Source organism: Phenylobacterium sp. SCN 70-31 (assembly GCF_001724605.1).
Lineage (GTDB): Bacteria > Pseudomonadota > Alphaproteobacteria > Caulobacterales > Caulobacteraceae > Phenylobacterium.
In genome coordinates, this window is the sequence record NZ_MEEX01000012.1 from 1 (window position 1) to 25,600 (window position 25,600).

Here is a 25,600-nt window from a genome sequence, read left to right on the forward strand (position 1 = left end):
GCCGCTGCGCCTCTCTCTCGACTACGGCTACAACCCCAGCAAGATCAAGAAGAGCCCGCTGCTGGTCGACGTGAACGACAACATCACCACGGGCGCGGTTAGCGTCGTGGGCAATTCCCTGCCCCAGGCGCCCAAGCACAAGCTGGCCCTGAACGGCCTCTACACCTTCGACATGGAACCGGGGAGCCTGACCCTGGGCGCCACCTACCTCTACCGCTCGAAGTCCTACGCCAACGTCTTCGAACGCGACTACAATTCGGCCCCGTCCTGGGACCAGGTGGACCTGCGGGCCATCTGGGCGCCCACCGGTGGCAAGTACACGGTCATCGCCTACGTGAAGAACCTTCTGGACGACGACGGCTACGCCGCCGCGATCCAGGCCTCGCAGCGGAACAACAACGCCGCGGTGCCGTCCGACCGCTTCCCGAACGGCGCGCAGGTGTACGAACTCACCCCGCCGCGCACCTACGGCGTGGAACTCCAGTACCGCTTCTGACGTCGAAATCCCGGCAGACCCCGTTTGTCCGGGGCTGCTGGGACACCCGACGCAGAGGACGACCGAAACAGGAAGGGCCGGCGGAGCGATCCGCCGGCCCTTTCGTCTTTCGCGGCGTCAACGCGCCGTCGGCAACCGGATTTCGGCGCGAGCGCCGCGTCCGTCCATTCCAGGCGTCCACCGGACCTCGCCTCCATGCCGGGCGGCCCGATCGCTCAACCCGCCCAGGCCCGCGCCTCGCGCCACCGACGCCGGATCGAAACCCACACCGTCGTCCTCGACCACCACCGTCAACCGGCCGTCCGCCGCCGAGAGCGCCACCCGCACCCTGGAAGCGCCCGCATGCTTCAGAATGTTGTTCGTGATCTCGCGCAGCATTGCCCGCAGGGACTGGGCCACCCTGGAGTCCAGTTCGGCGCCGGGCGTCGCTTCCGGCGGCCAGTCCAGCTCGATTCCCCGTGCGCCCAGGCGCTCAGCCATCTCCTTGCGGCTGCCGGCCAGGGTCTCGGCCAGGCCGGCGTCGTCGCCCGCCGGCTCGGTGACGATGCTCCGCAGGTCGGCCAAGGTCTCGCGGATGTAGCGGTCCTTGCGCTCACCGTCGCGGCTGTGCAGGGCGCTGAGCAGTGTGGCGCCCAGGTTGTCGTGGATGTCGCCGGCGATCCGCTGGCGCTCGACGATCACCCCGCGTTCGTAGGCGCGACGGCTCTCGACCACGAACCGCAGCATGTCGGCCAGCGCCTGAGCCTGGGCGATGTCGGCCGGCGAGAACAGCGAGCGCCCGCCGTGGGCGTAGGCGAGTCTGAACGACGGCAGGCCTTCTATCGCCGGCGTCACCAGCGCGAGACCGTCGGTCTCCAGCCGCGGCGCCTCGTCCGGGTCCGCCGGCTCCAGGCTCAGGGGATCGAAGCGCGACCTGAGCACTTCGGCCCAGCGCGTCACCTGTTCCTCGGATGACGCCGTCAGGCCGATCTGGACCACGCCTTCGAACAGCGCCCGATCGTCGCGGGGCCGACGCCGCAGGACACGTTCCGCGATCCAGCCTCGCGCCGGCAGCCAGATCAGGCCGCAGATCAGGAGCGCCAGCGAGAGGCTGACCTCGGCGGAGAAGCGCAGGCCGGCGAGGAACAGGAGATCCAGCATCACCAGCAGGACGAGGCCCAGCGTCCACGCGACGATGCGCACCCACCATTCGCCCAGCTCGAACAGCCGGTAGCGCATGATCCCGACCGCAAGGCCGGCATAGATCAGGATGAACAGCAGGAAGCCGTAGGGTTCGGCCGCGGACGTATCCACGCCGAACATCTGCGGCGCGAGGATCGTCAGGCAGAAGGCGGTGGCCACCACCACCCACGACAACAGGAACCAGCTCAGCGCCGCCCGTGCGATCGGATCGCGCCGCGTCAGGCGCCAGTGGATGGCCGCCAGCACGAAGGTGCCCGCCAGCGCGCACATCACGTGGAAGCGGCGCGCGAAAGTCAGATCGGGGAACCAGCCGAGCGCCTGGGCCGCATACCAGGCCAGGACGGCGCCGACCACCGCCACGCCCACCCAGCGCGGCGCGAGCTGGCGCGGATAGTAGAGCAGGAGCGAGAACAGGGCCGCCGCGAACAGGCTCCCGCCCAGGAAGTTGAGGCCGTTGATGAGATAGAACGGCAGTTCGGGAAGACCGAGTTCCCGGCTGGTATAGATGGGCCCCATCGGCGCGCAGATGAGCATGCCGAAGCCGCTCAACAGCACATAGCGCGCGGCGGCCTCCCTCGGGCGGAACACGAAGATCGCCGCGGCGACCAGCCCGGAGACGGCCCCGACCACGGCTCCGATCCAGAAGTCCGCACCCAGGGTGGCGATGGGCCGGCTGGGCGCAGGCCGGAGAGTCCAGTCCCGCCCCGAGGTGTCTGTGAACGTGATCTCGGGCTGGCGCTGCATGGAAGCGAAGCGGCCCTGGCGCGCCATGAACCGCTGGAAATCCGCGAACGGGCCGAAGACGCCATCGACCTGGCCCGTGAGGTCCAGCCGCTCGAAGGTCAGTTTGTCGCCCCCGGCGCGCACGCGTGTCATCACCACGCCGACCGGGACGTCCGACGCGGGCCCGGTCGCCGAGCGCACCACCATGCCGCCCGCCCCGGCGTCCCAGCTCAGGTCCAGGCCCAACCAGGGCTGGCTGACCGAGAAACCGATCGCCCCGCCGATCACCGCCGCCACGGCCACGACGGCCAGCACCAGCAACCGCAGCGGCGCGGCCACGCGGCCGACGGGCCCTGCTCTGGGCGTCGCAATACTCGCGTCCATCCTGCCCACTCGCCCCCGGGGGCAGACCCACGCCCCTGGACTTCCTTAGGGGAATCATTGGCCTGGGCGCCATCCGATATTAACGTCGACGTCAGAAACGTGGAGCGCGGCGACTCCCCGATGGTGCAGAACGGCGAAGGCCAGGCGGGCCCGGGCCAGGAGGGCTCAGGTCAGGATGGGGGCGCGCGGCCCGGGACGCCCTTCGGGCGCGGCTGCCTGATCGTCGAGGATCGCCCCGACACCCTCGAGTGGCTGACGGGCCTGGTCGCCGAATCGTTCCCCGACATGACCATCGTCTCCGCCACCAGCCTGCGCGAGGCGCGCCGCCGGATTGAGGAGCACAGGACCGCCCCCCGTTGGCGCCTGGCGCTGGCGGTCATCGACCTGGGCCTGCCCGACGGTTCGGGCGTCGATCTGGTGCGAGAGATCGCCGACGGTTTTCCCGAGGCCCAGCCGGTCGTCGCGACGATCTACGACGACGACCTGCACCTCTTCGATTCGCTGGCCGCGGGCGCCCAGGGCTACATCCTCAAGCAGGACGATCCCGAACAGGTGGCCGCCTGCCTCCGGCGGATCGAAGGCGGCGAGCCCCCGCTCTCGCCCTCCATTGCGCGCCGGATCCTCGAGCGCTTCCGCCCCAGGCCGGACGCGAGGCCAGAGGCGCGGCCCGCGGACGAGGCCAGGCTGAGCCCGCGCGAGACCGAGGTTCTGACGCTTCTGGCCCGCGGCATGTCCGCTCCCGAGGCCGCCAGGGCCATCGGCCTGAAGCCCCAGACCGTGGCCGGCTATGTGAAGGTGATCTACCAGAAACTCCACGTCACCAGCCGCGCCGAGGCCGTCCTGGCTGCGGCCCAGAGGGGCCTCACCTGAGCCCCCAAGGCCGCCCGAAGTCCGTTCCGCGGCCCTCCCCGCAAGTGACGCTTTCTTCCCTTTTGATCGAGCGGTACGCCGCAGTTCACATTTCGTCGTTCGACTATCCCTGTGCGGGAAAGGATTCGAAGATCATCGTTCGATTTTGGCCGCCCATTTCGAAAATGCGGTCTTTTCGCCACAGTCGGAAAAAAGGCGTCTGGCGGACGCCGTAAGTTATCATTGGTGAGTTGACCTTGGCGGTGAGGCGGGCCGAGGGTCCGGCCCCAAGGGCGCCTCCCCGCGCCCGTTCCGAAAACTCGATCAGAACACGAGGCGAGCGGCTCGACCGCACGCGCCTTGGGAGGACCATATGTCTCGTAAAACCGCGCCCGCCCGGGCGATCCTCGTCGCTGGCGCGTCGTTCGCCGTCCTGGCCGCGGCCCAGCCCGTGCTGGCCCAGGAAGCGACCCTCGAAGAACTGGTCGTGACGGCGGAGAAGCGCGAGCAGTCGCTCCAGGACATCCCGGTCGCCGTGTCGGCCTTCACGTCCGCGCGCCGCGACATCGCCGGCATCACCGGCATCCAGGACTTCGTGAACTTCACGCCGGGCATGAACTATTCCGGCACCGACCGCGTCAGCCTGCGCGGCGCGGGCCGCAACACCTTCTACATCGGCAACGACCCCGGCGTGGCGTCCTACTCGGACGGCTTCTATTCGGCCTCGTCGTCCGAGCTGTTCAAGACCCCGCTGTTCATCGAGCGGACCGAGATCCTGCGCGGTCCCCAGGGCACGCTGTACGGCCGCAACGCCATCGGCGGCGCCATCAACCAGATCTCGAAGCGCCCGAGCCAGGAGTTCGGGGGCGAGATCCGCGCCGGCTACGGCAACTACAACCGCACCAAGATCGAAGCCGTGGTCTCCCTGCCGGTGGCCGAGAACCTGCGCTTCAAGGTGGGCGGCAGCCAGGACCACCAGCGCGACGGCTTCATCAAGAACATCGGGACCGCGAACGACGGCGCCACCATCAAGCGCACCTACTTCGAGTTCCAGATGGAGGCCGAGCCCACCGAGAAGCTCGACATCTTCGTCCGCTACAATCGCTCGTCCTGGGACGACACCATGGGCGTGGGCGACCGCCTGTCGAACCTGGTCACGCCGTATGACACCACCCGCGTGTTCGGCCTGATCGGCCAACTCCAGGTGAACCCGCAGTTCGGCTACACGACCCCGAACCCGGGCGTCGAAGATCCCTATGTGATGAACACCAACACGGACGGCTACGGCCAGCTCCGGGGCAACCACGTCCTGACGACGACGATCACCTATGATCTGGGCTTCGCCGACCTGAAGTACACGGGCGGCTTCCAGCAGTACAACTATCAGACCGGCGGCGACTACGACGGCACCAGCCGCACCCAGCCGATCCTGGGCGTCCTGGCCGTGCCGTACTTCCCGACCCAGACGACCGACTTCAACGAGAAGAAGCGCTACTACTCCAACGAGATCAACCTGACCTCGAACGGCGACGGCCCGCTGCGCTGGATCCTCGGCGTCTACCAGTACGAGGAGGAGTACCGTCAGCGCATCCAGCTCGGGAACCCGAACCAGGCGTCGCTGGCCACCCCCCTGACCCTGGCCGGCACGCCCGCTGCGCCGAACCCCCTGCGCAACTTCGCCGACACCCAGGCGACCCTGAACTCGAAGGCGTTCGCCGTCTTCGGCCAGGCCACCTACGAGTTCAACGAGCAGTTCGCCCTGACCACCGGCCTCCGCTACACGAAGGACCGTAAGTCGGGCACCGAGTTCCAGCGGCTGATCATCCAGTCGCCGGCCATCGCGGGCGGTGCGGCGGCGTTCGACGTCTCCACCGACATAGACCCGCTCACGCCGGGGGTGCAGAACTTCCGCAATCTCAAGAACAGCTGGGACGCGGTCACGGGTGTCGTGAACCTCGACTGGACGCCCGACGCCGACACCCTGGCCTATGCGAAGTACAGCCGCGGCTACAAGTCGGGCGGCTTCCTGCTGGGCACCCTGTCGCCCCAGCCCGAGGCCGATCAGGAGCAGGTCGACGCGTTCGAGCTCGGCCTGAAGAAGACCTTCGGCGGCCGCTTCCAGCTGAACGCCGCGGCCTTCTACAACGAATACAAGGACCTCCAGCTCAATCTGGCCCAGTTGAATCCGGCGGGCACGGCGGCGTCCAACAACTTCGTCAACGTGAACGCCGAGGCCTACGGCCTGGAACTGGAGGCCATCTGGCGTCCGATCCGCGCCCTCGACCTGTCGGCCAGCTATGGCTACCTGCACACCGAGATCACCAAGGGCTGCTGCTTCTACGACCCGGCGGACCCCGGCGCGCTGGATCCCCGCGCGACCCCCTCGGGCGGCTTCGTGGTCTCGAACGGCACGCGGCTGGTGTTCCAGACGCTGGAAGGCTCGCGCATCTACCAGTCGCCGAAGCACAAGTTCGCCGGCAACGCGAACTACACCTTCAATTTCGACGCGGGATCGCTGATCCTCTCGGCCACCTACACGTGGACCGACGAAACGTACTACCAGCCGTTCAAGAGCGACGCGAACAAGGTCAAGGGCTACGACGTCACCGACTTCCGCGTCCTGTGGAACGACGGCGCCGACCGCTACACCGTGATCGGCTTCGTGAAGAACGCCTTCGACCAGAAGGGCTTCACCTCCAACGGCTCCACCACGCCGACGGCGATCTTCGACAATCCGAACCCGGGCGTGACCTCGATCGTCCAGACGCGCACCGCCATCACCCGCGGCCTGATCCAGCCGCGGACCTACGGCGTGGAGTTGCAGTACCGCTTCTAGGACGCCGGTTCCGGCTCGAGCGTCGGCTTCGCGCGGCGGCGGACTCCCGGGTCCGCCGCCGTTGTCGTCTGGGATCGCCGGAACGGCGCGATGCGCGACAATCCGCGCCCACGCACACCCCAGAATTGCAAATTCCGCCGGGAAAGCGCCCGGACTTAACTTATGTGCAAGCCGTAGACCACAAAATGGGTACCTGAGGTTCCTCCAGTACCGGCGGCCCATGTCCCTGCCAGAGTTCATTTCCGACCGCATCGCCGCCGAAGTCCGGCAGCAGATGGAAGGCGTCCTGGCCCTGACCGGCCAGCTCGCCCGCCAGCGGCTGACGCCCGATGGCGAGGCCTGCGTCGCCAGCGTGACCGAGGCCGCCGAAGGCCTACTTCGCATCATGACTGCGGCCGCCGATCTGCGGGCCACCATCAACCCGGGACCGAGAACCGTTCCCGAACCCGTCGTGCTGCGCGAAGTGATGGACGAGGTGCAGCAGCGCTGGGAGCCGCGGGCCGCCGAAGCCGGCGTCACCCTCCTGGTGTCGTTCAGCGGCGAACCCGAAGCGGCCGCCCTGGCCGATCGCCGCCGCCTGATCCAGATCTTCGACGGCTTCATCGGCGAGGCGGTCGGCGCCCAGGGGCGCGGCGCCGTGGAGGCCGGGCTCAGCGCCTTCGCGGGGCCCGACGGCGTCGTGCTCGAAGGCCGGGTGCGCGGCCCGCGAGACACGGGCTGGGACGACCGCGACGTCGAAGCCCGGGTCCGCAGCATCGACGAACGTCTGGGCCTGGAAGTGGCGCTGGGCGCGCTGCTCGCGCGCAGCGCTCTGGACGAGATGGGCGGGGAACTGCATCGCGAGGCCAATGCCGGCGCCTCCGACACCGCCGCCTTCACCCTGCGGCTCGACACCGTTCCGGAAAGCACGCCGACCGCCGCCGGGCCGACCGAAGACGCCGGCCGCGCGGCCCACATCCTCGTGGTCGACGACAACGCCACGAACCGGATGGTCGCCCAGTCGCTCGTCGAGATGTTCGACTGCACCAGCGAAGCTGCGGAAGATGGCGAGGAAGCCGTGGAGGCCGCGCGCAGCGGCCGCTTCGACCTCATCCTCATGGACATCCGCATGCCGCGCATGGACGGGGTGGCCGCGACCCGCGCCATACGCGCCCTGCCCGGCCGCATCGGCGCCACCCCCATCATCGCGCTGACGGCCAACGCCGACCCGGAGGACGCCGAAGCCTATCTCGCCGCCGGCATGAACGGGGTGGTGGAGAAGCCGATGAAGCCGGAACACCTGCTCCAGGCGCTCCAGGCGGCGCTGGACCCGGGCGGCGCGGCCGCCGCGGCCTGAACGACCGTTTCACCTGCAACTTTTTTGCGGAGGAGCGGCCTATTGCGCCCCCCTGCGCAATCCCTTAGTGGCCGGGCTCCTGTTTCGAGGGAGATTTATGTCCGCGCCCGGGCCAGAGGCCGCGCCGTCCCTGGAGAGCGTCCGCCAGCGCATCGATACGCTGGATGGCGAACTCCTGCGCCTGCTGGACGAACGGGCGAGCCTGGCGCGGATCGTGGCCGCAGCGAAGCACGCCCGCGGGGAAGGCGACCGCTTCGCGCTGCGCCCCGCCCGCGAAACCGCGATCCTGCGCCGGCTGCTGGCCGAAGACCGCCAGGCCGCGAGTCCAGGCCTCGTCGTCCGCGTCTGGCGCGAGATGATCGGCGACAGCCTGTCGGTCCAGGGGCCGTTCCACATCAATGTCTGGGGCGGGCGTGACCCCGGACGCGCCGTGGAACTTGCGCGCCATCGCTTCGGGGCCGCGCCGCCGCTCCGCCAGTTCGCCAAGGCCGAGGATACGATCGCCGCGGCGCGCGAGGCCGGTGGCGTGGCCGTCTGCGCGCTCACCCAGGACAGCGCGTGGTGGGGCCGCCTGCTGGCCGAGCCCCAGCTCAAGGTCTTCGCCGCCCTGCCCTGCCTCGCCGCATGGGGGCCGATGTCGGCCCTCGCCGTCGCCGCTGTCGACGTGGAGCCGACCGGCGACGACCGCACCTTCTGGGTCACCGACGCCCCCGTGTCCGCCGCCGCCGTGGAAGAGGCCCTGGGCCGCGACGGCGTGGCCGGCGAACTGGTGATCGAGGCCGGTGGCCTGAAACTGTTCGTGCTGGCAGGCTTCTATCAGGCCGACGACGCCCGCCTCGCGCGGGCGCCGGGCCGCCTGTCTGGGATTATTGGGGCTGCGCCTTCGCCGTTGGACGTGTAGACCAGCCCAACTGGTTTCACTTGCAACGAATTCACGTGACCGACATGACCGAAGCTCCCGACCGCGCCCGCGCCGCCCGCCCGCTCCCGAAACCTGGGATCATGGACATCCATGCCTATGTGCCGGGCAAGGCGCAGGCCGAGGGCGTGGCCAATCCGGTCAAGCTGTCGGCGAACGAGAACATCCTGGGCTCCAGCGAGGCGGCGCGCGAAGCCTATCGCGCCCATTCCACCGACCTCGAGGTCTACCCGGACAGCCGCACCACGATCCTGCGCCAGGCGATCGCCGAGCGGTATCGACTGGAGCCCGAGCGGCTCATCTTCGGCTGCGGCTCGGACGAGGTCTTCGCCCTCCTGAACCAGACCTTCCTCGAGCCGGGCGACAATATCGTGCAGGGCGAGTACGGCTTCGCCGCCTTCGCCATCGGCGCCCGAGCCTGCCAGGCGCAGGTGAAGTACGCGCGCGAGCCGGGCTACCGCATCGACGTGGACGAGTTGCTGAAGGAAGTGGACGAACGGACCCGGCTGGTCTTCCTGGCCAATCCCGGCAATCCCACGGGCACCTGGATTCCCTTCTCGGAAGTCCTGCGGCTGCATGCGGCGCTACCGCCTAGCGTGGTTCTGGTGCTGGACGGGGCCTATTCCGAGTTCGCCACCGACCCGGCGTTCCAGGACGGCCTCGACTTCGCGCGCGGGTCCGAGAACGTGGTGGTCACGCACACCTTCTCGAAGCTTCATGGACTGGCCGCGCTGCGGGTGGGCTGGGGCTATGCGCCCGCCGACATCGCCACCGCCGTTGACCGTATCCGCCTTCCGTTCAACACCTCGATCGCCGGGCAACACGCCGCCGTCGCCGCCCTCGCGGACGAGGATTTCCAGGCCCGTTCCATCGCCCACGTCGAACAGTGGCGCGCGTGGCTGACGCAACAGCTCGGCGGCCTGGGCCTGGAGGTCGTGGGACCGTCCGCCACCAACTTCGTCCTGATCGGCTTTCCCCGGACGGCGGGCCGGACGGCGGCCGAGGCGGATGATTTCCTCAGCGCCCGCGGCCTGCTGATGCGCCGGGTGCTGAACTATGGCCTGCCCGACCATCTCCGCATCACCATCGGCCTTGAGGAGCACAACCGCGCCGCGGTCGATGCGCTGGCCGAATTCATGAAGACCTGAGCCCGTGACGACGACGCCGATCTATCCCCGGATGGCCGTGATCGGCTGCGGCCTGATCGGCTCGTCGGTGATCCGCGCCGCGCGCGAGGCCGGCGTCGTGGGCGAGATCGCGGTCGCCGAGTCGTCCGAGGCCGCCCGCGCCACGATCGCCGACCTGGGACTGGCCGACCGGCTCACCGCCGATCCCGCCGAAGCGGTGCGCGACGCCGATCTGGTGCTGTTCGCCGTTCCGGTGCTGTCGATGGAGGCGGCCGCCCGCGCCGCCGCGCCGGGCCTGAAGCCGGGCGCCACGGTCACCGACGTCGGCTCGGTCAAGGGGCATGTGGCCGAGGTGCTGAACGCCAGCTGCCCCGACACGGCCCATGTGATCCCGGGCCATCCGATCGCCGGGTCAGAGCGCTCGGGACCGGAAGCCGGCTTCGCCGAACTGTTCCAGAACCGCTGGACCATTCTGACGCCGCAGGAGCGGGACGATCCGACCTACGCGGAAGCCCTGGCCCGGCTGACCGCCTTCTGGACCGCCCTGGGCGCCAACGTCGAGACGATGGACGCCAAGCATCACGACCTGGTGCTGGCCATCACCAGCCACCTGCCGCACCTGATCGCCTACAACATCGTGGGCACCACCGCCGACCTTGAGACGGTGACCCAGGCCGAGGTGATGAAGTATTCCGCCGGCGGCTTCCGGGACTTCACCCGTATCGCAGCCTCCGACCCCACGATGTGGCGCGACGTCTTCCTGACCAACAAGGAAGCGGTCCTCGAAATGCTGGGCCGCTTCAGCGAAGACCTCCAGGCGCTCAGCCGCGCCATCCGCTGGGGCGAGGGCGACAAGCTGTTCGAGCTTTTCAGTCGGACCCGCGAGATCCGGCGCGGCATCGTGGCCCTGGGCCAGGAAAGCGCCGAACCCAACTTCGGCCGCGACCGCGGCAAGCACTGATCCCGCCACAATGGCGTCGTATGACTCGGCGCGGGCGAGCCTCCAGCCTGCCGAACCAGAGGACCTGCTGATGCGCAAGACCACCTTCACGATCCTGGCCGCCGCCGCGGTCGCCGCCGCCCCGATGGCCGCGCTCGCCCAGATGCCCACGCCGGCCGACCTGGTGAAGAACTGGGACAAGGACGGCGACGGCGCCATCTCCAAGGCCGAATGGGTCGCCGCCGGCCGCCCGGCCGAGCGCTTCGACGCTGTCGACACCAACAAGGACGGCAAGGTCACCGTGGCCGAACTCGACGCCGCGATGAACGCGCTGCGGCAACGAGGGGGATGAGGCCTACGGCTTGCAGACGATCGGGAAGGTGACGTTCACCAGATTGACAGGCGGCGCCGACATGGCGGCTGGCGCGACGCGATAGGCGATCCCGTTCTCGTCGAGGAACGCCTGGAGAATCGTCACGGGCGCGGCGAAGTTCACGTTCTGCGGGAACGTCCCCGTCTCGCTGACCAGCCGGACCTCGTCCAGCTTGGCGGCGGTCACGCCGATCAGAGCGCCTGTCGCGTCGATCACAGGCCCGCCGCTGTTGCCCGGCTGGATCGGGGCCGAGATCTGGAACAGGCCGCGGTCGCCCTGCGGGCCGCTGAGTCCGGCCACCACGCCGGTGGTGATCTTCAGGCCGCCGCCCAGCAGTCCGCCCAGCGGAAAGCCGCCCACGCTCAGCGGCTCGCCGAGCCGCGGCCCGCGGCCACGGAGCGCCAGTGACTGACCGCTCGCCGACTCGAGCTTGAGAATCGCGAGGTCCGCGGGCCGATCGATGGCCACCCGCCGGGCAGGCCCCCAGCGCGGCGACTCCACCTCCCGGCACTGCGCGACGACATGGGCGGCCGTCACCGCGAAGCCGTCCGGGGTGATGAAGAACGCCGACCCCGAGCCGCCACCACCATTCCCGCGACCTGAGCCGCCCGGCGTGGTGTTTTGCGATCCGACATCCGGGGTCGAACGGGCCCCGGACGGCGGCGCGGACGATGGGGAGAGTCCCTTGCCCCACCAGCCCGACTTGCCGGCCACGCAGTCCGCCAACCCGTCGAGCACGCCGTCGATACCCGTGCCTTCCAGATTCATGGTCAGGACGGTTCGCCCATCCACAGCGATCCGGAACCGGCTCGCCAACCGAAGCGCCGCGAGCGCCCGATTGTTCAAGACGTCGTCCAGATAGAGATAGCCCTCGTCGTAGCTGGGCTCGAAGTCGAAGCTCCACGCGTCCGTCTCGAACGCGCCCTTCCGACCGGGTTTGACCGAGCGGGACGGGACCGCGCCGAACGAGACGCCGTCGCCTGTCGCGCTGAGCATGAACGCTCCGCCGCCGTCGAGGACGGAGATCGCCGCGCACCGTCCATCCTCCTCGTCCACGCTCAGCCGCCAATATCCTTCGGGGTTCAGCACGCCCGGGGGTTCGTCGGCGGCAAGCAGGGTCTGATCGACGCCTTCGCCCCACCAGCCGGCCTGCCCCTTGCCGCACGCCAGCACCGCATCGAGCGCCGCCTCGGCGCCCGTGCCCTCGAGGCCCACGTCCAGAACGGTGCGGCCATCGACCTTGATCTTGACGCCGCGGGCCAGCCGCAGCGCCGCCAGGACCCGCTCCGACACCGCCTGCTCCAGCATCAGGAAGTCGCCGCTGTCGTTGTATTCGGGGACGAACTGGAAGACGTGGGTGTCGGTCTCCAGCACGCCCTTCTTGCCCCGCCGCTGGGGCCGCTCGGTCAGCACCGACAGCCCCACCGTCGCCCCGGAGGCATTGATCATGAACAGCGCCTTCATAGAGGTCGGCACGCTCGCCAGGCAGTGCCTGCTGTCGGCCTCGCCCCGGCCGACCGACCAATAGCCCTGCCGTTCGAGCACCCTCTCCTCGGCCGCCTGTGCTGCGCCGGCGCATGCCGCCACTATCGCCGCCAGCAAACCGGCCAAAACTCTCCGCAACATCGGCATTCCCCCCGAAAGCCTCCGGCGCACACGTTGCGTGTCAACGGTGAAGATGAACTTACCCGACACTCAACCGTGACGCGTCGCATCCGTCAAGAACATATCGGGAACATCAACTCGGGCCGATGTCCGCCTTCCCCAGGAAAGCCGCCACCTGCTCGATCGCCTCCACCAGGCCCACACGCTGAAGCTCCACGCCCGGCGGCAGGCCGGCGAAGAGGCGCGTGGGGGACGAGGCGTCCAGCAGCACGAAGCAGCCCCTGTCGTCCGCACGGCGGATCAGGCGGCCGAAGGCCTGGGCGATGCGGGCGCGGGCGATGGCGTCGTCATAGCTCTTGTTCCCGAACCGGCTGCGCCGCGCCTTGTGCAGGATGTCGGGCCGAGGCCAGGGAATGCGGTCGAACACCAGCAGGCGCAGCGAGCGGCCCGGCACGTCCACCCCGTCCCTGACGGCGTCGGTGCCCAGCAGGCAGGCGTCCTCCTCGGCGCGGAAGATGTCGACCAGCGCGCCCACCTCCAGCGGATCGGCGTGCTGGGCGTAGAGCGCCACGCCCTTGTCGGCCAGCGGGCCGGCGATCCGCTCATGCACCGCGCGCAGGCGGCGGATGGCGGTGAAGAGGCCCAGGCCCCCGCCGCCGGCGGCCAGGAACAGCTCGCGCATGGCAGCCGCCACCTGGCGCGGGTCGTCCTTGGCCACGTCGGTCACCACCAGCGCGCGCGCCTGGTTCGCATAGTCGAAGGGCGAGGCCGCCTTCATCGTCTTCGGCCGCTCGGGCAGGCGGGCGGCGCCGGTGCGCATCTCGGCGAGGGCGAAGGGGTCGTCCAGCGTCGGGTCGGCCAGGGTCGCCGACGTGACCAGCACCCCGTGTGCGGGCGCGATGACGGCGTTGGTCAGGGGCTCGGTGGGATCGACCCAGTGCCGGCGGCTGGCGGCGTCCACCACCCGCCCGAACATGAAGGTCGCGTCGAACCAGTCCACGAAGTCGGGGTCGTCCTCGGCGTCCTCGTCGATGGCCGACAGCATCGAGCGCCACGCCGGAAGCTGCATCCGCGCGCGCCGGTCCAGCCCGCGCAGGGCGCCTTCGATCCGGGCCCGCTCGGATGGCGACAGGACCTCGGCCTCGACGTCCATCACGTCCTCCAGCGCCCGCGCCAGCGCCAGCAGCGGCTGCTCCAGCCGCGCCAGGGCCGAGGCCGCCGCCCGCGCCGTCTCCCGCACGAGGTCCAGGGCGGGCCGCGCGGCGCACTCCATCCCCACCTCGCTGGGCGCCGCCCGCGCCTTGAGCTGCTCCAGCACCGCCACCAGAAAGGCCTCGATGGGGCCGCTCGGGCGCACCTCGCCGTTGGGCGGTGCGATCCGTCCGCTCCAGCCTTCGCCCGGCAGCGCCGCGGCCGCTTCGAGCGCCGTGTGCAGCGCCCGCCGGGCCTCCTCCCGATCGCCCAGCAGGTCGGAGAGCCGCGCCTCCAGCCCGCGCCCACGCCGGCCGCGCCCCTCGGGACCACGGATCCAGCGGCGCAGCTCGGCCGCCTCCTGGCCGGAAAGCGCCGCCGAGAAGGCCGCATCGGCGGCGTCGAACAGATGGTGGCCCTCATCGAAGACGATGCGCTTCAGCCGCGCGGTCTCGGCGTCACCGGGGCTGCCGCGCGCCGCCCGCGCCCCGTCGAACGCCGCCTGGCTCAGCACCAGCGCGTGGTTGGCGATCACGATGTCGGCCCTCCGGCTGCCGCGGATCGCCTTCTCCACGAAGCAGGCGCGATAGTGCTGGCACCCGGCGTGGACACACTCGCCCCGGCGGTCGACCAGGTTCGCCGCACTGGCCTGGGCGGCGGGCGAGACGGCGAACAGGCCGGGCAGCCAGGCGGGGAAGTCTCCGCCCGTCATGTCGCCGTCGCGGGTGGCCCGCGCCCAGCGCGCCGCCAGCGCCACGCCCACGAGGTCGGCCCCGCCCAGTTGCGCCGCGTTCGCCTGTTCCTGGAAGTTCAGCAGGCACAGGTAGTTCTCGCGCCCCTTGCGCACGACGGCCTTCTTCGCGCGGGCCTTCTCGTCGGGCCAGATGGCGGCGCTCTCGCGCTCGATCTGCCGCTGGAGCGCGCGGGTGTAGGTGGAGACCCAGACGGCCGGGCCGTTCGCCTCGGCCCACAGCGAAGCGGGCGCCAGATAGCCCAGCGTCTTGCCGACGCCGGTGCCCGCTTCGGCCAGCATCATGTTGGGCTCGCCCTCGCGCTCGCGCGGCTGAAAGACATGGGCCGTCTCGGCGGCGTAGTCGGCCTGGGCCGGGCGCGGCTCGGACAAGCCCGCCTGGACCAGCAGGCCGGCCAGCCGGCCTCGTGCGTCGTCGGGTTGCACCGGTTTGCTTCCCGGCTCGCCCGGCGGCGCCTCGGCCTCCCACTCCGCCAGCCGCGTCCAGACATCCAGGCCCGAGCCGCGGAACATGTTGCCCGCCGGCGCCGAGCGCAGGGCGGCCAGCACCGCCACGCCCCAGGGCCAGCCGGCCCGCACAAGGGTCTCGGCCTGGGCGATCGCCTCCTCGCGGCTGGGCGTCGGCGCGGCGCCCAGTTCGGTCAGCAGCGCGCGGGCGGCCTCATGCAGACTGGCCGCCTGCTCGGCCGGCGCGCGCGGAATCGCCAGCCCCAGCGCCTGCGCCAGACCCACCGCCGAGGGCGCCGCGAACCGCGCCGGTCGCACGAAGGCGAACAACTCCAGCACGTCGAACCACCGCGGCCCGCGCGGCGGCGCGTGGAGGCCCAGCCGTCGCGCCGTCATGGCCGCATGGGCCACCACCACCGGCGCCCCTTCGAACAGGTCGCGCGCGTCCGGCGGCCGTATCGGCTGGGCGTCCCCGTTCGGCGCGCACACCCCGCACCGCGGCCCGGGCAGGACCACGAGCGCGGGCGCAAGCTGAAGCTGGGCGACGGTGAGCGGGAGAGTCACCCGCGGAGGTTAGGCCGGGCGGGCGGCGAACGGAAGGGGAACCGCAAGCTTCTGAATGAGTCCCGAAAGCCGACCGAAGGACCGTCGTCGTCTCCACTTGCATGCGCTGCACATGCGACTAGACTAATTACATGTCCATGATCCAGATCCGCAATGTCCCCGAGGCGCTTCACCGCCGGTTGAAGGCGCGGGCGGCGATGGCGGGCCTGTCGCTGTCCGACATGCTGCTGCGGGAGATCGCCGCCGTCGCGGAGCGCCCCTCGCCCGAGGAAATGCGGGCGCGTCTGGCGAAGCTCACGCCCGTCGACTTCGACGCGGCCGCCGCGGTGAGGGCCGAGCGCGACTCGCGGTGATCGTCCTCGATGCGTCGGCGGCGCTCGAGATCCTGCGGCGCGGTCCCGCGGAAGACACCCTCGTGCAGCGGCTGTTCGCACGGGACGAGACCTTGCATGCGCCGCACCTCATCGATCTGGAGATCGCCCAGGTGCTGCGACGCCTGGTGCTGAGCGGACAGTTGACGGAGTCGGCCGGCGCCGCAGCGCTCGACGTCTGGCGCGGGTTCCCCGTCCGCCGGCATGGGCACGAAACGCTCATGCCGCGCGTGTGGTCGCTCAGGACGACGATGACAGCCTATGACGCCGCCTATGTCGCCCTGGCGGAGGCGCTCGGCGCCGTGTTGCTCACCAAGGATGCGAAGCTGGCGCGGACGCCCGGGCACCGGGTGAACGTAGAGGTGATCTGAACCCCTACTTCTCCATCAGCGTCCACACCCCGTCCCAGCCCGCGTCCGGCGGCGCCTCGGCCAACACCTGGCAACGCTCCAGGTAGATCGCCGAGGGCCGGTCCCCCGGGTCCAGCTCCAGGGCCGCCCCGAACGCCCGCGCGGCGCCCTCGAAGTCCCGCGCCCGGTAGGCCGTCAGCCCTTCGCCGAACACCTTCAGCAACCCCGGCAACGCCGCTTCGCCGGCGCGGTAGCCGAGGGACTCGTAGACCGCCACCGGCCGGTCCTTGCCCTTCACCCGGATCAGGTCGATCTCGCGCAGCGTGGCGGGGCGCTTCAGGTCCCGGACGGTCATTTCGGAAAGCAGGACCTTCGCCCCGTACTGCTTGGTCACGCCCTCAAGCCGCGAGGCCAGGTTCACCGTATCGCCGATGGCCGTGTACTCCATCCGCCGCTCCGAGCCGATGTTGCCGATGACCGTGGGGCCGGTCGAGAAGCCGATCCCGATGTCCAGCGGCTCCTGGCCCGCCGCCATGCGTCGAGCGTTCAGCACGGCCAGCCGGGCCATCATGTCGTCGGCGGTCGACAGCGCGTTGTCGGCGTCGTTCGGCCCCACGAACGGCGAACCGAACAGGGCCATGATCCCGTCGCCCATATACTTGTCGAGGATGCCGTCGTGCTGGAAGATCACCTCGACCATCTCGGTGAAGTAGGCGTTCAGGAGCTGCACGGTCTCACGCGGGCCCAGCGCCTCGGCGATGGCGGTGAAGCGGCGGACGTCCGAGAACATCACCGTCACCTTCTGCTCCTTGCCCCCCAGTTCGGCCTCGCCCGCCGAGAGGAGCTGGTCGGCCACCTCCTTCGACATGTAGCGGCTCATGGTCGAGCGGACCCGCTTCTCCTCGGTGATGTCCTCCAGGACCAGCATCGAGCCGATCCGCTGCTCGGTGGCGTCGATCAGCGGCATGGCCGTCAGGTTCACCGAGGCCCTGGCGCCCGACCACTGGGCCAGCTCGGCGTCGACCGCGAGCACGGTCTCGCCCGTGGCCTGGGTCCGGGCCAGGCCGTCCAGCACCCAGGGGTTGGCTGCGAACAGCTCGCCCGAGGCCCGGCCCACCAGCGCCTCGCGGTTCTGGTCCAGCAGGGTCGTCGCCGCATCGTTCGCCGTCACGATCCGCCCCTCGGCGTCGAGGGTGACGATGGCGTTCGACGTGCTCTTCAGGATCGCCTCGTTGTAGTTCTTCATCGACAGCACGTCGTCGAAGAGCTTGGCGTTCTCCAGGCTGACCGCAATCTGGGCCGCGAAGGCCTTCAGCCGCGACTCGTCACGGGCCGTGAAGATCCCGTCCTTCTTGTTCAGGGCCTGGACCACCCCGATGCGGGCGCCCGCCTTGTTGGTGATGGGCACGCACAGGATCGAGCGGGTGCGGAAGCCGGTGCGCGTATCCACCTCGCGGTTGAAGCGCGGATCCTCGTAGGCGTCGGCGATGTTCTCGATCCGCCCCGTGGTGAAGACGGCGCCGGCGATGCCGCGGTCGGTGGGCACATGGATGCCGCGCGTCTCGACCCCGTCGGCGTAGACGGTGAACAGCTCGTCGGCCTTCTCGTCGTAGACGAACAGGCTGGCGCGCTCGGCGGCGAGCAGGCCGGTCGTCGCCTGCATGATGCGCGCGATCAGCACCTCCAGCACCAGTTCGCCGGCGAGATCCTGGGTCACCTCCAGGATCTGCTGCTCCTCGCGCAGCGAGGCGAGCATCAGGGCGAAGCCGCGGTTGATCTCGGCGTATTCGTCGGCGGTCAGCACCTCGACCCGGGCCTCGTCCAGCCGGCCGCGCTCCACCTGGCGGATCGCGTCCACCAGTCGCCCGGCCGAGCGCGAGACGTCGGTGGAGGTCAGGATCGCCATCGACACCGCGCCCAGGATGCAGACGGCCACCACCGCGGCGCTCCACAGATTGAGCGCGAACAGGTCGGCGTCGGGCACCGCGAAACCGTAGCCCGAGATCATCCGGTCGAACTTGTAGAGGAACGATCCCGCACTGAAGATCAGCGGCAGGGCGCAGACGAAAATGGCCAGGAACAACAGCTTGCTGCGCAACGGCACGGCGATGAGGTCCGCCTGCTGCTCGGGCGGTATCGGCCCGCCCAGCGCCCGGGCCAACCTCTGGATCACCGGCTCGACCGTGCGCCCGACGGCGAAGTACTCGAAGATCGCGTGGGCGGGCGAGGCGAAGACCAGGATCAGAACCGCCAGCCCGACGAACTGCCACATGGCGATGCCGCCGTGGAAGTAGGTGTTAATGGTGTAGATGGCGGCGCAGAGCGACAGTGTCGCCATCGGTCCGTGCAGCAGGGTCACCCGCACGGCCGACATCTGGGGCAGATTCAGCGCGCGGACAGCCGCCTCGGCCAGCGCCGTATCGGACGGTCGCTCACCCCGATCAAGGGCGCTCAGCACGGGCCCCAGGGGCTTCAGATGGCTGCGGATCACCAGGACGTCGATCGAGGTGAAGAACGCCGTGGCCGCCGGCACGCAGGCCCAGAACAGCAGCCATTGGCGCGGCGTGAACTCCAGCCCCAGCAGGCCCAGCCCCATCGAGACGGTGACCGCCGTGACCGTGGCCAGCAGGTAGATGGTGATGAGACGCCAGAACAGCGCGCGGCCAGAATCGGCGGCCGGCGGCGCCGCGGCTCCGGGAGAAACCCCAGGCGCGAACTGAGGCTTGATCTGGGGCGCGAGCTGCGACCCGACCTGATGGACGTGCGAGGTCTGGGTGCTCACGCGGGCTCCCGGCTGTGCGCGACCGTCCGACGATCCATGACCCAGCCCTAACCGACGCTCCCCGAACAGTATTCTAACGCCCGTTCGACGCCGCGCACAGACCCGGGGCTCGCCTTCACGTCCACGACATGGTTGAGTGTCCTTCGGGGAACACAAAGACTGCAACCAACGCCCGCGCCGGAGTCCCCGCCATGCCGCCATTCCGCATCCCCGCCGCAGGCGTCGCCACCCTTCTGGCCCTGGCGTCCACGGGGGCGGAGGCGACTCCGTCTCAGACAGCCGAACAGGCTGTGACCCACCAGGTTCTGGCCCAGGCGGTGCGCGCCCGGCCAGCACCCGAGGTCCGAATCTCGTACTCCCCCGAAGCGGCCGAGGCCCTGGCCCTGCGCCGCGCGGGGCTCGCCAAGACCTCGGTGGATCGTCGCCTGAGGGACGAGGACATGACGGGATCGCTGGGTTTCCTGTGCGGTCTCCAGTCCGGCGCCGACCGGGGCGGGGCCGCCGCAGCGCGCGGCGTCGATCCCCACGGCCGCTTCCTGGGCGCCAAGCTCAGCCTGTCGTTCCGCTGAACGAGCCCACGGACGGCTACCGCACGGCAAGGGTCAGGGGCGTCCCGTGGCCCCGCACCAGCCTGCGGAGCAGCACCGACACGGGACCGGCCGGAACGGGCGTGACCACATACTGCCGACCCGTCCCGCCGGTGTAGCTCGTGCGGTCCGCCCCGATCAGGCCGATGCGCAACACCTCGCCGGTGTCCTCGCGCACCGCGAACGTTTCGGGATAGTCCACGTTGAAGTCGGCCAGGGTGATGCGCACCCGTCCCCCCGCCGGCCGCCGGCCCCAGGTGCGCACGGCGTTCGACAGGCTCGACGCCACGACCGCCCGCATCTCGGCCTTCAGCGGCGTCTCGGGATCGAACCGCGGCGTGCAGTCGGTCGGCAGGTCCACGCGCAATTTCCGGGAAGCCCCGCCGTAGACGCGCCGGCGCTCGCGTTCGAACCCGGGCTCGCCGCGCAGCCGCTCGGCGTTGTAGCCGGATCGCTGGACCACGACGGCCCCGGCGCCGCGCTCGGCGACGGCGTAGGCGTCGGCCCAGTGCAGCACGCGGGGCACCGATCGCACGTCCTCGCTCCAGGCGTAGGTCATTCGCCCGTCGGTGCGGATGTCGAAGGTGGCGGTCTGCCCCAGCCGCGCATAGGGATCGCCCCACCAGATCCGGCTGAAGCAGACGTGGCGCTTCAGGGCCTCGGCGACCTGGGCGTCGGCCAGTTCGGCCCGGGCGGCTCCGCCCGCCGCCAGGACAGACAGCGCCGCCGCGATCGCCGGAACGCGGCGCATGGCTCGCAGATCAGCCGGCGATGGCCGCGGCGCCCTGTTCGCCGGTGCGGATACGCAACGCATGCTCCAGGTCGAGGACGAAGATCTTTCCGTCGCCGATCTTGCTGGTGTTGGCCGTCGCCTGGATCGCCTCGACCACCGCCTCGGCGATATCGGCGGGGACGGCGATCTCCAGCTTCACCTTGGGCAGCAGCTTCACCTCGTACTCCGCCCCGCGGTAGACCTCGGTCTTGCCCCGCTGTCGGCCATAGCCCCTCACCTCCGTGACCGTGAGGCCGGACGCGCCGGCTTCCGTGACGGCGTCGAGCACCGCATCCAGGCGGCTGGGCTTGATGACCGCGATGATCATTTTCATGTGCGCGGAGGCTCCTGCTCGAACTGGCTCGGGACCACAGCTAAGACCTTAGGCGCGACGGCGCCAAGCGCTCTCGACGCGACGGCTGGTCGGGTGTCCTCGAAACGGGCGCCGCGGCCGGCGACGGCGCGAGCGCGGGGCGGGCTGCGCGCACCCGCGCCCGCGTGCCCTTCGGCTTGACGGCGAAGGTCTGTTTCACGGCTTCCATGAGCAGGAGGCCTGCGAAACCGGGCCAGAGCCGCGAGCCGGCCTGCTCGAAGCCTTCGGCCCATCCCGCCATCCAGCCGACGGGTGGGACATACAGAGCCCGGGTCCAGCCCGCGGGCTCCAGCTCGGCCTCGCGCAGCAGTTCGGCGAGCTGGCTTCGCGTGTAGGGGCGACCATGGCCGAAGGGGGTCTTCTCGGTGTTGGCCCAGAGCCCGTTGCGCGACGCCACGGTGACGATCACCCGGCCGGTCGGCGCCAGCACGCGCCACACCTCCCGCAGGAAGGCCACGGGGTCGTGGCTCTCCTCGAGGCTGTGGACCACCACGATGCGGTCGAACAGGGCGTTCTGGAACGGCAGCCCGTCCTCGGGCGTCAGGGTCGCCAGGTTGCGGGCCTCGCCGCCGGGCCAGACCTCTACGCCCTGCTGGGCCGGCATGGCCGCCACCACCCGGCGGGCGCGATCCCGCAAGGGTGCGACGAACGGCGTCGCATAGCCCACGGCCAGGACGTCGAGACCGGCGGCGTCGCCCCACGCCTCCTCGAGCTTGCGCGAGACCATGGCGCGCGCAGCCCGGCCCAGGTCCGAGGCGTAGAACCGGCGAAGGTCGAGCACGTCGCGCCGCATGCCCCTGGCTAGCGCCGATCCGCGTCCCGTGAAAGCCGCGCGTGACGGGCGCGCGTGACGGGCGCGCGTGACGGGCGCGCGCCGCCTCGGGTCGACGCGAGGCCGCAGGGAGCCTAAATCGGAGAGGCGCCGTCCGGAGACCCGCCATGCCGCTGACCGTCCACCAGTTCCCCTGCCTTTCGGACAACTACGGCTTCCTCGTCCGCGACGAGGCGTCGGGCCGCACCGCCTGCATCGACACGCCCGAGACAGCCGCCGTCCTGCGGGAGCTGGAGACGCTGGGCTGGGAGCTGGACTTCATCTTCAACACCCACTGGCACCCCGACCACGCCGGCGGCAACGCCGACATCAAGGCGGTCACCGGCTGTACGATCGTCGGCCCCGCCGAGGTCACCCGCATCGCCCCCCTCGATCGCGAAGTCGGCGGCGGCGACAGGGTGGCGCTGGGCGATACGACCTTCGAGGTGATCGAGAGCGGGGGCCACACGCTGGGCCACATCGCCTTCTACGATCCCGCCGATCGCGTCGCCTTCGTCGGCGACACGCTGTTCGCTCTCGGCTGCGGGCGCCTGTTCGAGGGCACGGCCGAACAGATGTGGGACAGCCTGCAACGACTGGCGTCCCTGCCGGACGACACCACCGTCTACTGCGCGCACGAATACACCGCGTCCAACGCACGCTTCGCGCTGTCGGTGGACGACGACCCCGCGCTCAGGGATCGCGCCGCGGCGGTGTTCGCCGCCCGCGAGCGCGGCGACTGGACCGTGCCCACGACGATCGGCCTCGAGAAGGCCACCAATCCCTTCCTGCGCGCCCCGCTGCTGGCGGAACGCGTGAACGCCGCCGGACAGCCCGACGCCCAGGCCTTCGCCGCGGTCCGCGCCGCCAAGGACAGCTTCAAGGGCTGACCTTCCCGGGCCGGCTTCGCGGGAAAGGAAGGCTCAGTCCGCCGTGCGGATGGCCTTCGCGACCCGGTCCGAAGAGGGACGCCCGGCAAGACCGTGGCCCGGCGACACGACGATCGTCAGCACACCGTCGGCCAGCGACGCGGAGGGCCTTCGCCCCTCGGAGAAACGTACGCTGTCGACCTGCCCCAGAGCGTCGCGATCGCGGCCCGCGAGCCGCACGAAGGCCAGGCTGACCACCATCGCCGCGTCGGCGATCAGCGCGGCGGACGCCGGCGTCGCCTCGGCCTCGAACACCACCTGACGCCGCGCCGCACGCCCCGAGCGCACGCTGGCCTGGAGCATCCGCTCGCTGAGCGCCTGCGGACTGAGCCCGCCCAGGCGCAGCGGAACGCCACCGCCGGCCAGCGACACGGGTTCGCCGGCCGGCCGCTGGCGACTGAACAGGGTGACGCCGCCCAGCCGCGTCGCCCGCAGCATGGGCTCGCCCAGGTCGTTCTTGTAGATGACGTCGCCGCGCGGCGCGGGGCTGGGGCTGAGCACCCAGACCTCGGGACTGTCCTCGAACTTCAGCATCGGCGCCGGCTGCGTGCGGTCCAGCACGAAGACGCGGCCGTCCTGGGCGACGAATCGCGCGATGGGCGGCGCCGAGATTTCGGCGGAGCGGCCGCGGGAAAGGCTGTCCCGCAGCTTGTCGGCGGGACCGGCGAGCGCGGCCGCGCCCGGGAACAGGGTGGCCGACAGGGCGGCGGCGCCGGCCAGCGCCGCGCAGATCACCCTCCTCGACGCCTTGGGTCCGCCTGTCATGCCAAGCTAGGGGATGCCTCGGGATCGGGGCGCTTTTTGGACGCCCGCCGGGTGACTTCTGGCCGACGGAACAGCCGGCCGCTCACCCGACCATGTACTGGCCACCGTTAAGCGCGAGTGTCGTGCCCGTCACATAGCCGGCGCGCTCGCCCGAGAGGAACGCCACCATGTCGGCGATCTCCTCGCCCTTGCCCAGGCGGCCCACCGGGATCTGGGCGATGATGCCTTCCAGCACCTTCTCGGGCACGGCCTGCACCATGTCGGTGTCGATGTATCCGGGCGCGATGCAGTTCACCGTCACGCCCTTGCGCGCGTTCTCCAGGGCCAACGCCTTGGTGAAGCCGATCATGCCGGCCTTGGCGGCGGAATAGTTCGTCTGGCCCATCTGGCCCTTCTGGCCGTTGATCGAGCTGATATTGACGACCCGGCCCCAGTTGCGTTCGCGCATGCCCTCGATCACCTGGCGGGTCATGTTGAACAGGCTGTCCATGTTCACCCGGATGACTTCGCTCCACTGTTCGGAGGTCATCTTGTGGAACACGCCGTCGCGGGTGATGCCGGCGTTGTTCACCAGCACGTCGATGGGCCCGAGTTGCTTCTCCACCGCTTCGGCGGCGTGCTTGCAGTCGGCGAAGTTCCCGACGTTGCCCTTCACCACCATGATGCCGAGTTCCTTGGCGCAGGCTTCGGCGGCCGCGTCGTTCCCGGAATACCCGGCCGCCACCTGCATGCCGTCGGCCTTGAGCCGCTCGCAGATGGCGCGCCCGATGCCACGGGTCCCGCCCGTCACCAACGCAACCCTGGCCATTTCGTCGTTCTCCCTGAAGTCCCGGACCGACGCCCGTTGATCGGGCGTCCGGCTGTTATCAGACCTTTTCCACGCACATTGCGACACCCATGCCCCCGCCGACGCACAGGGTGGCGAGGCCCTTTTTCGCGTCCGAACGCTGCATCTCGTGCAGCAGGGTGGTCAGGATGCGCGCGCCGGAGGCGCCGATCGGATGCCCGATCGCGATGGCGCCGCCATTCACGTTCACCTTGTCCGAATCGAGGCCCAGTTCCCGCACCACGCACAGCGCCTGGGCGGCGAAGGCCTCGTTCGATTCGATCAGATCCAGATCGCCGACCTTCCAGCCCGCCTTTTCCAGCGCCTTGCGGCTGGCGGGGATCGGGCCGGTGCCCATGATCTCGGGCTCGACGCCGGCGTGGGCCCAGGAGGCGATCCGCGCCAGGGGCTTCAGGCCGCGCTTCTTGGCCTCGTCGGCGCTCATCAGCACCAGGGCCACGGCGCCGTCGTTCAGGCCCGAGGCGTTGGCCGCCGTCACCGAGCCTTCCTTGCTGAACGCCGGCCGCAGGCCCGACATCGCCTCGATGGTCGCGCCGTGCCGGATGTACTCGTCCTGATCGACCACCGTGTCGCCCTTGCGGCCCTTGATGGTCACGGGCGCGATCTCGTCCTTGAAACGGCCCGCCTTCTGCGCCGCCTCGGCGCGGTTCTGCGAGGTGACGGCGAACCGGTCCTGGTCCTCGCGGGTGATCTGCCAGCGCGCGGCGATGTTCTCGGCCGTCTGGCCCATGTGGTACCCGTGGAAGGCGTCCCACAGGCCGTCCTTGATCATGGTGTCGACCAGGGCCAGGTCGCCCATCTTCTGGCCGCCGCGCAGCTGCTGGGCGTGGGGCGACTGGCTCATGCTCTCCTGGCCGCCGGCGATGACGATCTCGGCCGAGCCGTCGAGGATCTGCTGGGCCGCCAGCGCCACGGCGCGCAGACCCGATCCGCAGAGCTGGTTCAGGCTCCACGCCGGGCTCTCCACCGGGATGCCGGCGTTCACCGCCGCCTGCCGGGCCGGACCCTGACCGGCGCCGGCCTGCAGCACCTGGCCCATGATCACCTCGTCGACGTCGCCGGCCGCGATGCCGGCGCGCTCGACGGCGGCCTGGATGGCCACCTTGCCCAGTTCATGGGCGGGCAGGCTGGACAGCGCCCCGTTGAATGACCCCACCGGCGTACGTGCGGCGGAAACGATGACGATGTCGCTCATGACGAATTCCTGCGGCTGATCTCGTGCGGCCCTGTCTGCATCTATCAACGGCAGCCCCGTGCAGGGCAAGGGGGATGAGAACGGGAAGACGACGC

Annotated in this window: 22 protein-coding genes; 12 read left to right on the forward strand and 10 right to left on the reverse strand. The window is 70.3% G+C overall.

The genetic code is table 11. The features are described from left to right. A partial coding sequence (locus ABS78_RS10780) for a TonB-dependent receptor (protein ID WP_293378418.1) occupies window positions 1-496 on the forward strand: 496 nt, incomplete at its 5' end. Window positions 497-613: 117 nt separating this feature from the next. Here the strand turns inward: ABS78_RS10780 and ABS78_RS10785 are convergent. After that, on the reverse strand, window positions 614-2,785 hold the full coding sequence (locus tag ABS78_RS10785) for an ATP-binding protein (RefSeq protein WP_293378421.1): 2,172 nt from the start codon (window positions 2,783-2,785) through the stop codon (window positions 614-616). Between the two features lie 120 nt (window positions 2,786-2,905). Between ABS78_RS10785 and ABS78_RS10790 the strand changes: the two genes are divergently transcribed. The 7 genes from ABS78_RS10790 to ABS78_RS10820 all read left to right on the forward strand — a co-directional run bounded on the left by ABS78_RS10790 (window position 2,906) and on the right by ABS78_RS10820 (window position 11,144). Next, a complete protein-coding gene (locus ABS78_RS10790) occupies window positions 2,906-3,655 on the forward strand; it encodes a response regulator transcription factor (protein ID WP_293378426.1) in 750 nt (249 codons plus the stop codon). 352 nt (window positions 3,656-4,007) lie between these two features. Further along, window positions 4,008-6,470, forward strand: coding sequence for a TonB-dependent receptor (locus ABS78_RS10795; protein ID WP_293378429.1), 2,463 nt, complete (start codon window positions 4,008-4,010; stop codon window positions 6,468-6,470). 220 nt (window positions 6,471-6,690) lie between these two features. After that, a complete protein-coding gene (locus ABS78_RS10800) occupies window positions 6,691-7,806 on the forward strand; it encodes a response regulator (protein ID WP_293378433.1) in 1,116 nt (371 codons plus the stop codon). A gap of 97 nt (window positions 7,807-7,903) precedes the next feature. Beyond that, entirely contained in the window at window positions 7,904-8,707 is an 804-nt protein-coding gene (locus ABS78_RS10805; protein WP_293378436.1) for a chorismate mutase, read from the forward strand. 44 nt (window positions 8,708-8,751) lie between these two features. Continuing rightward, on the forward strand, window positions 8,752-9,873 hold the full coding sequence (locus ABS78_RS10810) for a histidinol-phosphate transaminase (RefSeq protein WP_293378439.1): 1,122 nt from the start codon (window positions 8,752-8,754) through the stop codon (window positions 9,871-9,873). A 4-nt stretch (window positions 9,874-9,877) separates the two neighbouring features. After that, a complete protein-coding gene (locus ABS78_RS10815; protein WP_293378441.1) occupies window positions 9,878-10,813 on the forward strand; it encodes a prephenate/arogenate dehydrogenase family protein in 936 nt (311 codons plus the stop codon). Between the two features lie 70 nt (window positions 10,814-10,883). Next, window positions 10,884-11,144, forward strand: coding sequence for an EF-hand domain-containing protein (locus tag ABS78_RS10820; RefSeq protein ID WP_293378444.1), 261 nt, complete (start codon window positions 10,884-10,886; stop codon window positions 11,142-11,144). A 3-nt stretch (window positions 11,145-11,147) separates the two neighbouring features. Here the strand turns inward: ABS78_RS10820 and ABS78_RS10825 are convergent, their stop codons facing one another. Both ABS78_RS10825 and ABS78_RS10830 read right to left on the reverse strand, forming a co-directional pair. After that, window positions 11,148-12,710 (reverse strand): serine protease, encoded by a 1,563-nt coding sequence (locus ABS78_RS10825; protein ID WP_293378447.1) that lies wholly within the window; start codon window positions 12,708-12,710, stop codon window positions 11,148-11,150. 193 nt (window positions 12,711-12,903) lie between these two features. Continuing rightward, complete coding sequence (locus ABS78_RS10830; RefSeq protein WP_293378451.1) at window positions 12,904-15,723, reverse strand: ATP-dependent DNA helicase; 2,820 nt, start codon at window positions 15,721-15,723, stop codon at window positions 12,904-12,906. Between the two features lie 131 nt (window positions 15,724-15,854). On the opposite strand from ABS78_RS10830, the gene ABS78_RS10835 reads away from it, so the two are divergent. Both ABS78_RS10835 and ABS78_RS10840 read left to right on the forward strand, forming a co-directional pair. Beyond that, entirely contained in the window at window positions 15,855-16,076 is a 222-nt protein-coding gene (locus ABS78_RS10835; protein WP_293378455.1) for a hypothetical protein, read from the forward strand. After that, window positions 16,073-16,465 (forward strand): type II toxin-antitoxin system VapC family toxin, encoded by a 393-nt coding sequence (locus ABS78_RS10840; protein WP_293378459.1) that lies wholly within the window; start codon window positions 16,073-16,075, stop codon window positions 16,463-16,465. Before ABS78_RS10835 ends, ABS78_RS10840 begins: the two co-directional genes overlap by 4 nt. A 4-nt stretch (window positions 16,466-16,469) precedes the next feature. On the opposite strand, the gene ABS78_RS10845 is transcribed toward ABS78_RS10840, so the two are convergent. Continuing rightward, window positions 16,470-19,226 carry an adenylate/guanylate cyclase domain-containing protein gene (locus ABS78_RS10845; RefSeq protein ID WP_293378462.1) on the reverse strand — a complete coding sequence of 919 codons (2,757 nt, stop codon included), beginning with the start codon at window positions 19,224-19,226 and terminating at the stop codon, window positions 16,470-16,472. Window positions 19,227-19,417: 191 nt separating this feature from the next. On the opposite strand from ABS78_RS10845, the gene ABS78_RS10850 reads away from it, so the two are divergent. After that, entirely contained in the window at window positions 19,418-19,795 is a 378-nt protein-coding gene (locus ABS78_RS10850) for a hypothetical protein (protein WP_293378465.1), read from the forward strand. A 16-nt stretch (window positions 19,796-19,811) separates the two neighbouring features. On the opposite strand, the gene ABS78_RS10855 is transcribed toward ABS78_RS10850, so the two are convergent. Genes ABS78_RS10855 through ABS78_RS10865 form a run of 3 tightly spaced genes read right to left on the reverse strand, consistent with a single transcriptional unit; the run spans window position 19,812 to window position 21,751 of the window. Beyond that, a complete protein-coding gene (locus tag ABS78_RS10855; RefSeq protein ID WP_293378468.1) occupies window positions 19,812-20,564 on the reverse strand; it encodes a hypothetical protein in 753 nt (250 codons plus the stop codon). 10 nt (window positions 20,565-20,574) lie between these two features. Further along, window positions 20,575-20,919 carry a P-II family nitrogen regulator gene (locus ABS78_RS10860; RefSeq protein WP_293378471.1) on the reverse strand — a complete coding sequence of 115 codons (345 nt, stop codon included), beginning with the start codon at window positions 20,917-20,919 and terminating at the stop codon, window positions 20,575-20,577. A 40-nt stretch (window positions 20,920-20,959) separates the two neighbouring features. Further along, window positions 20,960-21,751: a class I SAM-dependent methyltransferase gene (locus ABS78_RS10865; protein WP_293378474.1), complete on the reverse strand. Its 792-nt coding sequence runs from the start codon at window positions 21,749-21,751 to the stop codon at window positions 20,960-20,962. Between the two features lie 146 nt (window positions 21,752-21,897). On the opposite strand from ABS78_RS10865, the gene gloB reads away from it, so the two are divergent. Beyond that, window positions 21,898-22,659: a hydroxyacylglutathione hydrolase gene (gene gloB / locus ABS78_RS10870; protein WP_293378479.1), complete on the forward strand. Its 762-nt coding sequence runs from the start codon at window positions 21,898-21,900 to the stop codon at window positions 22,657-22,659. A gap of 33 nt (window positions 22,660-22,692) precedes the next feature. Here the strand turns inward: gloB and ABS78_RS10875 are convergent, their stop codons facing one another. From ABS78_RS10875 to ABS78_RS10885, 3 genes are all read right to left on the reverse strand, one after another. Beyond that, window positions 22,693-23,463: a DUF4908 domain-containing protein gene (locus ABS78_RS10875; RefSeq protein ID WP_293378482.1), complete on the reverse strand. Its 771-nt coding sequence runs from the start codon at window positions 23,461-23,463 to the stop codon at window positions 22,693-22,695. An 82-nt stretch (window positions 23,464-23,545) separates the two neighbouring features. Then, entirely contained in the window at window positions 23,546-24,271 is a 726-nt protein-coding gene (locus tag ABS78_RS10880; protein ID WP_293378485.1) for a beta-ketoacyl-ACP reductase, read from the reverse strand. 58 nt (window positions 24,272-24,329) lie between these two features. Next, complete coding sequence (locus ABS78_RS10885) at window positions 24,330-25,505, reverse strand: acetyl-CoA C-acetyltransferase (RefSeq protein ID WP_293378488.1); 1,176 nt, start codon at window positions 25,503-25,505, stop codon at window positions 24,330-24,332. Between the last annotated feature and the right edge of the window lie 95 nt (window positions 25,506-25,600).